Here is a 14199-nt window from a genome sequence, read left to right on the forward strand (position 1 = left end):
ATTTACTATTTGTCTCTCCTGTATTCATTATCCTAGATCTGACTGAGAAGAGTCTGGTGTCCGTACCAAACGTTAAGAATTGCGCCTCCAGCGAGTTAAACCATAGCCCGCAGCTACCAGAACCAACAAATAGGGGCTGTATACAAGCAACCAGATACCCAATTTTAGCAACCCAAAGGCATCGCTTGTTCAATTGTCGTTGCAGGTATGGCTGTCTCAATCGCTTCTAGCAAATCGCTACTTTGTATCGTTGGAGACAACAGTGAGAAATCTTTGAGATGTAGTACAGTCAATTTCTCAGCTTGATAATAATTCTTAATTTACATAAATTTTAGGCTTAACTGAATTGTATTAAGCTAAAATTAAGGGGTCTAAATTTGATTTCAGCAGCTTTAAAACTTTTTTTAAGATCAATTGAGCTAATAATGATTAAACCGTTGATAGTTAGTAGTTATGACCCTATAGGAGGAGCGGGTGCTTCACGTTCAGCCTACAGGCTTCATCAGGGATTTCTGAAGCTGGGAATCGACTCCAAGATGCTTGTTCAAGATAAGCGCATGGATGACCCAACTATAGTTAGTGCCTCTAATCCATTAGCTCAAAAATTGTGGAAATTTCGCCCTGTATTAGATGGTTTACCATTAAAACTCTATCCCAACAGGCAAAAGGGTGCTGTACTTTTTTCCATCCAATGGCTTCCCGATATTATCAATTCACAAATTGTGAAGTTTCAACCAGATATTATTAACTTAAGATGGGTATGTGAGGGATTTCTCCCAATAGAAGCACTATCAAAAATTCAGAAGCCTATTGTTTGGACTCTCAACGATATGTGGTCGTTTACAGGCGGATGTTATTATTCTGAAGGGTGCGAGCAATATAAAAAATCTTGTGGGAATTGTCCCATACTTGGTAGCAAGCATAGCTGGGATTTATCTCGGTTGACTTGGCAGCGTAAAGCTAAAGCATGGAACAATCTCAAATTTACTCTCGTTGCTCCTAGTAACTGGATTGCAGAACGTGCTAGAGCCAGTTCGCTATTTTCTAACAAGGATATTAGGGTTATTTTTAATGGTTTAGACATTGATAAGTATAAACCAACTGAGCGTGAAAAAGCAAGAAAGTTACTGAATCTACCCCAAGATAAACAACTCATTCTCTTTGGAGCAATTAATGCAATTAGCGATCCTAGAAAAGGATTTCATCTACTACAAGCAGCGTTACAAAAACTCAGTAAATTGCAGTGGAAAGACAAGATAGAGTTAATTGTTTTTGGTGCAGCCAAACCAAGTCATCCAGTTGATTTAGGTTTCCCGGTACATTATTTAGGTAAAGTTAATGATGAAATAAAGCTTGCACTTCTATATAGTGCTGCGGATGTGATGATTGTGCCATCAACTGAAGAAGTTTTTGGACAGACTGCTAGTGAGTCTTTAGCCTGCAGTACACCAGTAGTGTGTTTTGATTCAACTGGTCTTAAAGATCTTGTCGATCACCAAAACAATGGGTATCGAGCAAAATACTTGAGTTATGAAGACTTGGCAAATGGAATTGTTTGGGTAATTGAAAACAAACAGCGACATCAACAACTGTGCCAGAATGCTCGCCAGAAAGCTGAACAAGAATTTAATATTGAAATACAGACACGTCGTTATTTATCTGTATTTGAAGAATTACTTGAATCAGGGATTTCCAAGAAATAAATGATTGGGGATTGGATAGCGTGATGATTTAAGGGGGATTATCTGTCGCCAACATTTAAGACTCACTCTCGCTAACATTAGCTATTATCTCAAGTGAATAACACTGAAATCTAGAGCGAGAAACATGGAAACAAAACAGCTAGGAAAAACAGGTGTATCTGTCAGTGCGATTGGTTTGGGGGCTATGCCAATGTCAATCAGCAGTCGTCCTCCAGAGGCAGAGTCGATAGAAGTTATCCACCGCGCCTTGGATTTGGGTGTTACGTTCATTGATACGGCTGACTCTTACTGTAAAGACGAATCAGACAAGCACCACAGCGAACGATTGCTTCACAAAGCATTACAAACTTATAAAGGCAATGGCGTTATCATTGCAACCAAAGGCGGTTTGATGCGTCCTAACGGCAACTGGACTCGCAATGGAGACCCCAAACACTTAGAGGAAACTATCCGTATCAGCTTTGAGGCATTGGGAGGAGAAAAACCCATTGATGTTTGGCAATACCACGCCCCCGATCCAAATTACACCATTGAGGAATCTCTTGCACCAGCAAAAAAAGCGGTGGAGGCTGGGATAATTCGGTTTGTAGGAGTCTCCAACTTTTCTGTCGAACAAATCAAGCGGGCGCAGGATATAGTTGATGTTGTCTCCGTCCAAAACCAATACAATCCTTGGTATCGTCAACCAGAGTTTGATGGAGTTCTAGAGTATTGCGAACAAGAAAGCTTGACATTTTTACCTTGGAGTCCCTTTGGAGGTAGCCGCCGTCACCAGGGATTAACCGATTTTCCCACAATTGCCAAATTAGCAAAAGAAAAAAGTGTATCGGTTTACGGTATCGTTTTAGCTTGGCTGCGTTCCAAGTCATCTTGTATTTTACCAATTCCCGGTGCTAGCAAGGTTTCCAGCATTGAAGATACAGTTCGTGCTGTGGATGTAAAATTATCTGATGATGAAGTTCAAAGAATAGATCGAGAAACGGCATCATAATCCGGTAAAATAACAAGTTTGCAATGAAGATGATGCTTGCTGACTGGAGAAGTTAATTTATGGCCCGGATGTACTACGACGAAGATGCGAATTTAGACCTTTTGGCAGGAAAAACTATCGCTATTATTGGATATGGTTCCCAAGGTCATGCCCACGCCCTGAATCTCAAAGATAGCGGTCTGAATGTAATTGTTGGACTATATCCGGGTAGTAAGTCAGTGGCAAAAGCTGAAGCTGCTGGATTGACTGTCAAGAATGTTGCTGATGCTGCTAAAGCTGCTGACTTAATTATGATTCTGTTACCAGATGAGGTGCAAAAAACTATTTACAAAGAAGAGATTGAACCTCATTTGGAAGAAGGTAACGTTTTATTATTTGCTCACGGTTTTAACATTCACTTTGGTCAAGTTGTGCCACCTCCCACTGTAGATGTCGTAATGGTTGCACCTAAAGGACCAGGACATTTGGTACGTCGAACCTACGAACAAGGACAAGGTGTACCGGCTTTGTTTGCCATATATCAAAATGCTAGCGGTCAAGCACGCGATCGCGCCATGGCATATGCTAAAGGTATTGGTGGAACTCGTGCGGGAATTCTAGAAACAACTTTCCGCGAAGAAACCGAAACCGATTTGTTTGGCGAACAAACAGTCCTGTGCGGTGGGTTATGCGCCCTTATCAAAGCTGGTTTTGAAACTTTAGTGGAAGCAGGATATCAGCCAGAGTTAGCTTACTTTGAATGTCTCCATGAAGTCAAATTGATTGTTGACTTAATTGTAGAAGGCGGCTTAGCTAAAATGCGCGATAGCATTTCTAACACTGCTGAATATGGAGATTACACTCGCGGACCTCGGATTGTGAACGATCAAACTAAAGCAGAAATGCGACGCATTCTTCAAGAAATTCAATCCGGTCAATTTGCACGAGAATTTGTTCTAGAAAACCAAGCTGGTAAACCCGGATTTACCTCCATGCGCCGTCAAGAAGCCGAACATCCCGTTGAAGATGTTGGCAAAGATTTGCGTGCCATGTTTAGCTGGTTGAAAAAAGGATAAAATTCTGTAAGGGACTTCCAAATAAAAAAATAACCAACTTTCTCTTGTGGTACGGGCTTCTAGCCCGTCACCAACAAAGAACGGGCGAGGACGCCCGTCCCACAAGATGGATAATTTATTTCTTGGATATCTTTAAAGAAATAGAAAATTTCCGTATTTTGTTCGTAGCTATGCTTTAGCGCTAAAGCGCAACTACAAACCAATAGATATGATTTGTGTCGGCTTACTTTCTAGCGCTATCATGCTGATGAAGCATACGTTAGATCGGTCCCGTTACTGCGAGGAGGATGATTCCAAGATGACACAAACTTTACGGAAACTAGTAACCTTTGAAGAATTTGTTCAGTGGAAACCGGACGGTGGACGTTACGAACTACATGATGGAGTAATTGTTGAAATGACGCAGCCAACAGGGGATCATGAAGAAGTCACGGGGTCTTTGGTGACAAAGCTAGCTATCGAATACGGAAGGTTGCAGCTACCCTACTTCATACCCAAGACTGCATTAGTTAAACCACCGGAAAACGAATCAGGCTATTCGCCAGATGTGGTGATACTAAATGAACCGCAAAGACGCGAAGAGTAAGGGAGTAAGAGGACAAGAAGTTCGGTAGTCTTATAGCGGGAAGGGAGTAATCACATACTTGTACTAGCTTGAGTCAATTATAGGACAAGTAGGTTGTTTGAGTTTGCCGATGAACTCCCCACCACCTAATGCATCATAATCAACTTTCATCACGATACGCTTTACTACGATGACTAACTTTGACAATATTTACTAAGCAAATATTATCTTGTATCTGGTAAATAACTCGATAATCTCCTACTCGAATACGATACAAATCATTCTCTAACTTTTTTACCCCGTTTGGGCGAGGTTCTATTGCTAATTCATCAATATCAGTTTGTATGCGTTCTTGAAGGTCTAATGGGAGTTTTTTGAACTGTTTTAATGCTCCTTTTGAGAAGATAACTTGATAATTCACGCCACGTGTTTTTTCTTATCTGACCACGGTATACCACCATTTATTTTCAAATCTTCTAATTCAGCACGAGCGTCTCTAATGTCTTCTTCATCCTCTTCATCATCAATTTTCTTTAATAATGCGAGAATTTCATCTAACGTACTGTCATAAGCGCTATGTAAAAGTACGTTGATATCCTTGATTATCTCTTCTCTCTCGCGTTTCGTTTTCATTTTTAAACCTCGTTTAATTACTACTTATGTTGGTTGCTAAGCAAAGTAAAGTGCTTTCTCCCAAAGTTCTCGCGAAGCCTAACAACTTTCTTTAATTAAAGCGCATTTAACCAAAGCAATGAGCATTCTTATTGCGTCAGTTGGATAATTGGGCGTGAAGTTCTAGAGGACACGGAAAAAAGTTAAGGTACTCATGTGGACAAGAAATTGTTTATATAGCCGATATCGTAAACGCTATCTCAAGCAAAAGCTCTAACTTCTGTACCAAGATATTAAGTATGCTCATCAATAATTATACAATATAGAGTGACTGTGAATGTGTAATGTAGAAGTTCCTGAATTACAGGCTAAGCTTGCCCAATTGCTCTGTCAAGTGTTGTCCAACAGAAGAAGTGATGAATTCTCAAGCAGGCACTCTTATTGACCGTATAGTGCTGCGCGATCGCTTTGCTACAGAACAATCCAAAACAAATTGCCTTAAAATCTCCGCCCCTCTTCTATAAACAGCAGTATCTGAAAGCTTTGCAAATTTTACCTCGCCTCAAACGCGAACGCAATCTACGCGACATTTACCGAACGATCGCTCATACCCTAGAACGTCCTGAAATTAGCTACAGGTCGCCGGACGATCAACTTGACTTGATTCGAGATAGCTTGAAGCAGCAGCGAACTTTGCTGATTGTAGACAATTTGGAGACTATCGAAGATAAACAGGAATTATTAAGTTTTGTGTACGATTTGCCCCGTACAGTTAAAGTTATCCTAACGACACGCGAACAAGCTCTGTTTGTACCAATTCGGTTAGAATCTCTACCGGAAGAAGATGGGCTGAACCTAATCCATCATCAAGCAAAAGAAAAAGGGGTAGAGCTACACCCTCCTGCAGATCGAGTCCTTTACCAAAACACCCACGGCATCCCAGCAGCAATAGTTTATACTGTTGGTCAGCTAGCAGCAGGGTATCCGTTGGATGCTGTACTGACAAAATTAAAAAGCGCGACAGGTGATGTGGCTCGCTTCTGTTTCAAAACTTCTGTAGAGCGTTTGCGAGGACAACCCCCCCACCGAATACTCATGACACTATCGCTATTTGCTAGAGCAGTTGAGAGAGAAACCATTAGCGCAATTGCTATGGAAGATTCGATGAATACGGGTGATGGATTAGCTCAACTCCAACAACTTTCGCTAGTCCGTCAGCAGGACGCACGTTACAGCTTACACCCTCTGACTCGCGAGTATGCAGCAGCCGAACTTACAGCCTATGCCAAAAGTAAATTTGAAATACAGCAACCGCCAGTGCTGCGATCGTTACCTGTTTTACCGTAAATAGTGTCATTTGGAAACAAACCCAAGAAGCCATTATTTCCGTTGAGGACATCATTACCTGAAGTACCGTGAATTGCCATATTGAACTCCTTTAAAGATGAATTAATTAGCACTGAACAAAGTAAAGAGAACCTGCTTCTCTCTTACCTCAACTAGGATTAGCACCACTGCATAAAACCTGTTATTTACTCATTGATTTGTTTTTGCTTACTTATTCACAAGAGTTACGTACCGTGAATAAAATTTTTGTAATCAGGTTCAGCAATAGTGCATTACCCTTCTGTTTACTTATTGATTTGCTTTTACTGATTTATTCACCCAAATCATTAAAAACTTATGCATTCTCAAAAAAATCTAAAACCTTATACCGTTTCTGTATGAAGATGCATCTAATTAGCCCTTGTCTTGCAGGCTTTGTTTGTACAGCCCCACACATGAACGTGTGAGGGAAGATTAAGCGCAACTTCATCTAGAATTGGTATTAAGTAGGTGGACATAATACGTAAAATGTCCGCCATGAGGAACAAGCAGTATCGCTACTGAGTCAATGGCCGCACCACAGGAGGTAATTTGACCAACGACAATCAGCCAAGCGACAGTATAAAGCGCTCCAAGGGCAAATTCGATCCTGTCCAAGAAACTAGGCAATGGGCAGCTGCTGCATCCCTTGAACGCTGTAAAAGGATAGCCAGGAACACTGGAAGACGATTAATCGAAATAATCGACACGGAAGACGAACCTTTACCAATCATTTGTATTTTTGAGGACTACCCAGATGACTGAAACAGCAACACAAATACCATTAACCGCACTACTTCCCATGCTGACAGCTATCAGCGATCGGGACTACCCGCGCTTTAAAGAACTTGAAATTGATTTTGCTTCTACTCACGGTGTAGAGGTGTGGGAAGATGTTTTTAATTTTCGATTAAAACCAGCGCTCGACAAAGAATCCGATCGTTGGCTGTTAATTCAAAAATGCAGCAAAGGTTTTACAGTAAAGGATGTAGCTTAAAGAAAATCAGGACTTAGGAGTAATCAAATCCCTTTGCATCTAATAGGGTCTTCGTGGCAGTTCGGCTTTTCGTTTCATTGTAGCTTAACGTTGAAGCCGTTTGAGGTTTTCCATGACTTGCTGGTACTGAGCCGTTTTCCCCCGATCTATTAACAGTTGTGCAGCTTTTTGCAAGTCCTCAATCGCTCCAGTTCTATCTCCAGAAGCAGCCCGAAGAATAGCTCTGTTGTTATAAGCATCAGCAAAACCAGGATTGACTTTAATAGCTTGGTTGTAATCCTCAAGAGCTTTCACCCTATCTCCTGTGTCAGCAAGAATATTTCCTCTAGAGTTGTAAGCAAGAGCATATTTACGGTCGATTTGCAACGCCTTATTGTAATCCGCGATCGCAGCTTGTCGATTGCCAATTCTAGAGTAAGCAACACCCCGGTTATAGTATAGACTGGCATCACCAGTACCGTGCTGTGAGGCTTGAGTCCAATCCAGAACCGCTCCTTGGTAATCTCCTTGCTTAATGCGAGTAACAGCCCGATTGTTGTAGGCGATCGCTGCGTCAGGTTTTTTCTGAATCGCTGCGGTGTAATCTTCTAGAGCACCCTGATAATCTCCCTGTTGAAAGCGAATATTACCTTGGTTAAAGTAAGCTAAAAAAGCTTCGCTCTTGTCAGGATTACGTCGTACTGCTTGGGAGTAAGCTTCAAGTGCTCCTCTAGAGTCTCCCTGCTCGTCACGAACAGACCCAAGTGCGTATACGACATCATTGGTGTAACCGAGTTGATATCCTCCTTGTAGCGATCGCTCTGCATACATTCTGACTGTACCTGTTGTCAAACGAAACGCTCTCACTCCCCAATCACGAGTATCCTCTAAAGCTGTTATAGTATTCCCCTCTTTGATAAAATGCCAACTTGGAAATCCTGCAGCATACACAGAGTCACCAACAGCCAAGACATTCGAGTTTCCAAACGTAACAACTTTGTAATTTAGATGACTAGTAAACTGCACCAGTGCTAAATCTAGAGTACCAAACTGAGTCGATCTCAGCCATTGAGCGGAATGCATTCGCCCATCGGCTGTTAGAACGCTGTAATAGCTCCCTGAACCGTCCTCAACTACATGATGATTTGTTAGCACAGTATAAATTTGTCCGCGATGCTCAACAATAACACCTGAACCCGAGCTAGAATTCGTCAAAATCCGCACGCTTACTTGTCTAGCAATCTCTGGGACTGATGTGTCAACATTAAGGTTGCTAAAGACTCGCGCCTGTTGTGGTTCCAGAACTAGCCGGAGTACTAGTTTGTGCTCCTAAAGCTTGCTCTTCCCAAGCTCCTAAATCGACGTAGACTTGACCGTCAGTTTCACGAATGACACCAGCACTACTGACCATTAAAGCAGAAAAGCATTTGTCGAAGTCTGTTGCTATCCATCTGCATAACCTGCAAGCAAGGCAAATCTTCATGAGTGCGATACGGCTTTAGCCGTTAAGCTTCGCTTATCGCCTTCGGCGCAAGCTGTACCCAGCTTATCGCGAAGCGGCTCCTCTGGAGCATTGCCAACTTGCCAACATATTATTGAAGGGACTTACAAATAAAAAAATATTCAAATTTCTCTTGTGATGCCCAGAGCAGCGCCGTGCAGTGAATCCAGAGAAAGCAGGCGGGTTTCCCGCGCCCTGGGGACTGGTGAACTCAGAGGGGGTTCCCCCCGTTGAGGCGACTGCGGAGCGTCCCGCCCGCCACTATTATAAGACGGGCGAGGACGCCCGTTCCACAAGACGGATAATTTATTACTTAGAAATCCCTAAATCGTATCGTTTTTACTTAAAGTTCTAACTGTGGTAAAAAGGTACTAACAAACAAAGCAGCTTGAGTGCGATCGCGCAAATGAAGTTGGCTTAAAATACTTGTTACGTGATTTCTGACTGTCCGTTCTGAGATATAAAGCTCATGGGCAATTTCGCGATTGCTAAATCCCATTGCAATTAAGCGCAACACTTCTTTTTCTCTAGCAGACAGTTTTGCTATTTCTGATGGCATAGGCGCGGGTACGGGCTGAGGTTCGTGAGGGAAAGCAAAAGTTTTTTCAAAAAGTCCCGGTCCCATATGGGTATAACCTTGATGAACTGCACGAATGGCAATTGCTAACTCCTCAAGAGGCGTATGCTTCAAAAGATAACCCCTCGCCCCATAACGCATAGCTTGCGTCACATATTCATCATCATCAAAAGTCGTCAACACCAAAATCCGAACTTCAGGAAAACGCTGAGAAAAGATTTGAGTTGCGGCTACACCATCGATCACAGGCATCCTAACATCCATCAATACAACATCTGGTTGCATTGATGTACGATAAAAAGCTTCCATTACTTCAAGCGCCCGTTGACCATTCTCAGCATCTCCCACCACCTGCAAATCTGGTTTTGATTCCAGCAAGTTTTTCAGACCCTGACGAATAATAATTTGGTCGTCTACCAGTAACAGGCGAATCATGGGGATTGGCGATTGGGGATTAGGGATTAGGGATTAAGGATTAGGGATGAGTCTATCACGGGAATAACCACCTGAATTCGACATCCCTTCCCAGGTTCACTAAAAATATAGCAAGTTCCACCCAAAGCTGTAGCTCGTTCTCGCATCCCTTGAAGCCCAAAACCAGTGGTGTTTTGTTCTAGATGAAAACCTCTACCATTGTCTTCTACAAGTAAGTTTAGCTGTCCGGCTTGAGACTGCAATTGAATGGTAACTTGAGTTGCTGCACTGTGTTTTGATATGTTGGTCAGCGCTTCCTGTAAAATACGGTAAATCGTCACGCTGACTTCTGGTGTTAAAGAAGAGGTCAAATTAACTTTCGAGTTTGGAATTAAGTTAATTCTATTACGAAAGTCTTGAATAAGATTACTAATGGCACTTTCTAAGGATTTGCCGCGCAAAGGATCGGCTCTAAGTGTCGCTACTGAACGGGAAACTTCTTGCAATGCTTGGTAAGCTAGCTGTTTTGCTTCTCTTAAAAATTCTGTGGCTCTGTCTGTGTTTGATGGTAATAACAACAAAGCATTTTCTAACTGAATTGTCTGGGCAGTTAAGGCATGTCCTAATGAATCGTGAATCTCTCGGGCAATGCGATTTCTCTCTTGTAAAGTCGCTTGGTTTTCAATCCGCAAAGCATATTGACGGAGTTGTTCGTGTGCGATCGCCAGTTCTTGCCGACTTCTACGTTCTGACAAAACAGCATTAACTAACAATACCACAAATGCTAGTGTCAGTGCAAAAGAAATCGCATTATTTAATATTAAATTTACCGTGTTTGTGGCAATTTGTTCTGCAATTGGTTTTGGTTGTCCGACAGGTATTCTAACAAAAATAATTGATTTACTTCTTATAATTATAATATAAAGGTATGATATATAAACTAAACCTGCAACAATCAATCGACCCCAAAGTTTAAACATTTGGCAACTACGAATAACTGCAATTAAACCAAGCATGGGAATAAAACGAATATAATTGCTCATGACAGCAGGTAGGAAAACAATACCTAACATCACAGCCGTATAGATTGCCTTGTGACTAAAGTTGTTGGTTGGTAACCTCAAACCCATAGCCCCAAATACAACAATTATCAAAACAGTCAGCCAAGGAGAAGTCTGTAATGGGTAAATGGGCGGTAGCAGGAGTGCAGTTAAGGCACTCATACCCAAAAGCAACCACTCCAGGTATAACATTAAACGTAGGGGAGGCAGAGAACGAGACATTGAAAGAAGGGAGTAGGGAATGGGGACAAGGGAGACAAGGGGGAATAACTACTACTCTAAACCCTAACCCCTAACCCCTACCCCCTAACCCCTACCTCCTACCCCATGACCAAAGTCATGAAGCCATAGTTACTTTTTTCCCAAAGTATTTGGGAGTTTTGCTTCATGCGATTTATATAGTTAAACACCTATGATATTCGGTGAACAGTTACTAGTAATCAGTTATCGCGTATCAGTGGTCACTGTTCACTGGTCACTGTTTGTCTCATGCTCTATGCTCCCCTGTCCCTGGAAAATGGGGGCTTGGGAGTTTCTTAATTTTATTGTTAGATTACAGGATAATTGTTACGGAATGACAGAAGTGAAGGAAGCATCAGAATTAAACAGTAGTACGCGACCTTGGAAAGAAACTGAGTCTGTCAAGGATCGCGTAAAAATTAGAATACCAAAATGGGCAGTGGCATTGCTGATTTTGGGGCTACTTGGAGGTGGTGGCTACCTTGGGGTACAGCAATACATGATGGCACAGCGACAGGAATTTCGTCGTCGCATCCAAACAGCACCTGTTGAACGGATAAACCTTCCTGTGACGATCGCAGCCAACGGTACTGTCAAGCCAGAACGCTCGATTAACGTTAGCCCGAAAAACTCAGGCGTTCTCAAAAAACTCCTGGTTAAGGAAGGCGATCGCATCAAGCAAGGACAACTCCTAGCATACATGGACGACTCCAACCTGCGAGGACAACTTACCCAAGCCAAAGGAGAACTTGCAAATGCTCAAGCAAATTTGCGGTTGGTGCTAGCTGGTAACCGGAGTGAAGATGTTGCCAAAGCAAGAGCAGATGTGCTGAGAAACGAAGCTCAACAACTTCAAGCAAAATCTCGCCTAGATTTGGCATCCTCTCGCGTCAAGCGGTTGCAAGGTCCTGTGTCAGAAGGAGCTGTTGCTCGTGACTCGTTAGATGAAGCTTTAACAGAAGAGCGGAATGCCAAAGATAATATAGAACAAGTCAGAGCCAGCTTAGCTGTGGCAAGAGAAGAACTTGCCAAGCAACGGAATGGTTCTCGCCCGGAAGAAGTTGACCAAGCACGCGCTCAAGTTTTATCAGCACAAGGGCGTTTGCAGACAATACAAGAACAAATCAACGATACAATCATTCGCGCCCCCTTCACTGGGGTAGTTACCCGCAAGTATGCAGATCCAGGTGCTTTCGTTGCTCCCACTACAGCCGGAAGCGATGTGTCTTCTGCTACCTCATCCTCTATTCTTGCACTTGCATCGCAAAATCAGGTAACGGCAAAAGTTGCTGAAACTAATATTTCTCAAATCAAATTAGGACAATCAGTCACGATAAAAGCAGACGCTTATCCAGACAAAACGTTTACAGGAAAAGTCATTCAAGTTGCAGCCCAGTCCACAGTAGAGCAAAACGTCACAAATTTTGAAGTTAAATCTACCCTTTCCGATCCGCAAAATTTACTGAGGGCAGGGATGAACGTAAATATAGATTTTAACGTAGGGCAATTAAATAACGCCTTAGTCATTCCCACGGTTGCCATTGTAAGGCAAGACAATGCCAGTGGAGTTATGGTGCTATCCGAATCTAAACAAGGAGACAGAAAAAGACCGCGATTTCGTCCCATTGCAACTGGCGTCACAGTGGGCAATAAAACTGTAGTTCGCTCTGGTTTGAGTGAAGGCGAACAAGTCTTACTCAGTTCCCCACCAGGATCTCGTCCTCAACAAGGAATGGGTCCCAGAATGTCGCCATTTGGTGGTGGCGGTGGCGGACTACCAAGGCGCGTGCGTTAGGAGGGGGTTTTTGTCATGGCAAAGTCTATCAAATTAACCAAAGTTTCGTTATTTGAAATTCTATCAATGGCAGTGGAAGCCCTTTGGAGCAATCGCCTCCGCACGGGATTAACAATGCTGGGAGTGATTATTGGTATTTCTTCGGTTATTGCCGTGACTTCTGTAGGGCAAGGTATACAGAAGGCAACCGAGTTGCAGATTCAAGCGCTCGGTTCTAATGTCATGCTAGTACTGGCGGGATTTGCTCGCACCGGAGGGATCAGTCAGGGTGTTGGAACCTCATCAACTCTTATTTGGGAAGATGCACAAGCAATTGCCGAGCAAGTTACGGCGGCGCAGTCTGTTACCGCTTATCTTCAGCGTGGAGTTCAGGTAGTTTATGAGGGACAAAATATTTCTACCACAGTTTTGGGTACCGATTTAAATTATCCAGAAGTTAGAAACGTTAACCCTCAAGAAGGGCAGTACTTTACTCAAGAAGATTTGGATAGTGCCAAACCAGTGGTTGTTCTGGGCAGCAAAGTGCGGGACGATCTGTTTGGTGTTGGGGGGTCAGCTATCGGGGCTAATATTCGCATTCAAAATGGAAGTTATGCAGTTATTGGGGTGATGGAGGAGAAGGGAGCATCAGGGACTCAAAACCAGGATGACCAGATGTATATCCCACTGACAAATATGTCTGCCAGAATTGTTGGCAATAACGCTCTCAACGGTACGGCTATTAATGGTGTATGGATTAAAACTCGAGACGCAGCGCAGTTGGATGCGGCTCAGTTTCAGGTGACAAACTTGCTCCGCATTCGGCATAATATCTATCCACCTCAAGATGATGACTTTCGCATCATCAATCAAGTTGATATCATCAACACTTTTACGAGTGTTGTGGGGCTGTTTACTGTTTTGGTAGGAGCGATCGCTGGTATTTCCTTGATTGTTGGGGGGATTGGTATTGCTAATATCATGTTAGTTTCCGTTGTGGAAAGAACCAGAGAAATTGGTATTCGCAAAGCAGTAGGAGCAACCAAAAATGCTATCCTGAGTCAGTTCTTGACTGAAGCAGTGGCTGTAGCGATCGTGGGTGGAGCAATTGGTATTGGTTTTGGCATTTGCTTGACCTTTGCAGCTGCTAATGTGTTTAAATTTCCGTTTATTGTTTCCTTCTGGGCAATTGTTGCTGGCTTTGGTGTCTCTTTTGTCACTGGATTGGTAGCAGGAGTTATCCCAGCTCGGAACGCGGCTCGACTCGATCCCATTAATGCTTTGCGGAGTGATTAAGAGGGGGAAGTGGGGAACTTGGGGTCCCCTCCTTGTTGAGGGGCAATGGGGAGTAGAGAGTAGGGGAGA

The 14199-nt window shown here is 42.9% G+C and carries 15 protein-coding genes and 1 pseudogene; 9 read left to right on the forward strand and 7 right to left on the reverse strand.

The genetic code is table 11. The features are described from left to right. Window positions 1–164: 164 nt before the first annotated feature. Window positions 165–293: a hypothetical protein gene (locus ACKTT2_RS21785; RefSeq protein ID WP_407890532.1), complete on the reverse strand. Its 129-nt coding sequence runs from the start codon at window positions 291–293 to the stop codon at window positions 165–167. A gap of 132 nt (window positions 294–425) precedes the next feature. On the opposite strand from ACKTT2_RS21785, the gene ACKTT2_RS21790 reads away from it, so the two are divergent. The 4 genes and pseudogenes from ACKTT2_RS21790 to ACKTT2_RS21805 all read left to right on the forward strand — a co-directional run. Further along, window positions 426–1703 carry a glycosyltransferase family 4 protein gene (locus ACKTT2_RS21790; RefSeq protein ID WP_407890533.1) on the forward strand — a complete coding sequence of 426 codons (1278 nt, stop codon included), beginning with the start codon at window positions 426–428 and terminating at the stop codon, window positions 1701–1703. Window positions 1704–1827: 124 nt separating this feature from the next. Next, on the forward strand, window positions 1828–2694 hold the full coding sequence (locus tag ACKTT2_RS21795) for an aldo/keto reductase (protein ID WP_407890534.1): 867 nt from the start codon (window positions 1828–1830) through the stop codon (window positions 2692–2694). Window positions 2695–2753: 59 nt separating this feature from the next. Then, a complete protein-coding gene (gene ilvC / locus ACKTT2_RS21800) occupies window positions 2754–3749 on the forward strand; it encodes a ketol-acid reductoisomerase (protein ID WP_407890535.1) in 996 nt (331 codons plus the stop codon). A gap of 298 nt (window positions 3750–4047) precedes the next feature. Further along, window positions 4048–4317 (forward strand): annotated as a pseudogene (locus ACKTT2_RS21805) (Uma2 family endonuclease); the annotation flags it as partial. A gap of 157 nt (window positions 4318–4474) precedes the next feature. On the opposite strand, the gene ACKTT2_RS21810 reads toward ACKTT2_RS21805, so the two are convergent. Together ACKTT2_RS21810 and ACKTT2_RS21815 are read right to left on the reverse strand one after the other, a co-directional pair. Next, window positions 4475–4735 carry a type II toxin-antitoxin system RelE family toxin gene (locus ACKTT2_RS21810; RefSeq protein ID WP_407890536.1) on the reverse strand — a complete coding sequence of 87 codons (261 nt, stop codon included), beginning with the start codon at window positions 4733–4735 and terminating at the stop codon, window positions 4475–4477. Next, window positions 4732–4947 carry a hypothetical protein gene (locus ACKTT2_RS21815; protein WP_407890537.1) on the reverse strand — a complete coding sequence of 72 codons (216 nt, stop codon included), beginning with the start codon at window positions 4945–4947 and terminating at the stop codon, window positions 4732–4734. Before ACKTT2_RS21815 ends, ACKTT2_RS21810 begins: the two co-directional genes overlap by 4 nt. A 447-nt stretch (window positions 4948–5394) precedes the next feature. Here ACKTT2_RS21815 and ACKTT2_RS21820 point away from each other — a divergent pair, with 447 nt between their 5' ends. The 3 genes from ACKTT2_RS21820 to ACKTT2_RS21830 all read left to right on the forward strand — a co-directional run bounded on the left by ACKTT2_RS21820 (window position 5395) and on the right by ACKTT2_RS21830 (window position 7288). Beyond that, window positions 5395–6273, forward strand: coding sequence for an NB-ARC domain-containing protein (locus ACKTT2_RS21820; RefSeq protein WP_407890538.1), 879 nt, complete (start codon window positions 5395–5397; stop codon window positions 6271–6273). 570 nt (window positions 6274–6843) lie between these two features. After that, window positions 6844–7056 (forward strand): hypothetical protein, encoded by a 213-nt coding sequence (locus tag ACKTT2_RS21825; protein WP_407890539.1) that lies wholly within the window; start codon window positions 6844–6846, stop codon window positions 7054–7056. Continuing rightward, window positions 7049–7288: a hypothetical protein gene (locus tag ACKTT2_RS21830; RefSeq protein WP_407890540.1), complete on the forward strand. Its 240-nt coding sequence runs from the start codon at window positions 7049–7051 to the stop codon at window positions 7286–7288. Before ACKTT2_RS21825 ends, ACKTT2_RS21830 begins: the two co-directional genes overlap by 8 nt. Before the next feature lie 84 nt (window positions 7289–7372). Here ACKTT2_RS21830 and ACKTT2_RS21835 read toward each other — a convergent pair whose 3' ends face one another. From ACKTT2_RS21835 to ACKTT2_RS21850, 4 genes are all read right to left on the reverse strand, one after another. Next, window positions 7373–8482: a tetratricopeptide repeat-containing S1 family peptidase gene (locus tag ACKTT2_RS21835; protein ID WP_407890541.1), complete on the reverse strand. Its 1110-nt coding sequence runs from the start codon at window positions 8480–8482 to the stop codon at window positions 7373–7375. 58 nt (window positions 8483–8540) lie between these two features. Next, complete coding sequence (locus ACKTT2_RS21840) at window positions 8541–8750, reverse strand: hypothetical protein (protein WP_407890542.1); 210 nt, start codon at window positions 8748–8750, stop codon at window positions 8541–8543. A gap of 361 nt (window positions 8751–9111) precedes the next feature. Next, window positions 9112–9780 (reverse strand): response regulator transcription factor, encoded by a 669-nt coding sequence (locus ACKTT2_RS21845; protein WP_407890543.1) that lies wholly within the window; start codon window positions 9778–9780, stop codon window positions 9112–9114. Between the two features lie 26 nt (window positions 9781–9806). After that, entirely contained in the window at window positions 9807–11042 is a 1236-nt protein-coding gene (locus tag ACKTT2_RS21850; protein ID WP_407890544.1) for a sensor histidine kinase, read from the reverse strand. Between the two features lie 352 nt (window positions 11043–11394). On the opposite strand from ACKTT2_RS21850, the gene ACKTT2_RS21855 reads away from it, so the two are divergent. Next, a complete protein-coding gene (locus tag ACKTT2_RS21855) occupies window positions 11395–12855 on the forward strand; it encodes an efflux RND transporter periplasmic adaptor subunit (protein WP_407890545.1) in 1461 nt (486 codons plus the stop codon). A gap of 15 nt (window positions 12856–12870) precedes the next feature. Then, a complete protein-coding gene (locus ACKTT2_RS21860) occupies window positions 12871–14130 on the forward strand; it encodes an ABC transporter permease (RefSeq protein ID WP_407890546.1) in 1260 nt (419 codons plus the stop codon). The last annotated feature ends 69 nt before the right edge of the window (window positions 14131–14199 follow it).

This window comes from Scytonema hankhaensis NUACC26, assembly GCF_045865695.1.
Lineage (GTDB): Bacteria > Cyanobacteriota > Cyanobacteriia > Cyanobacteriales > Nostocaceae > Scytonema.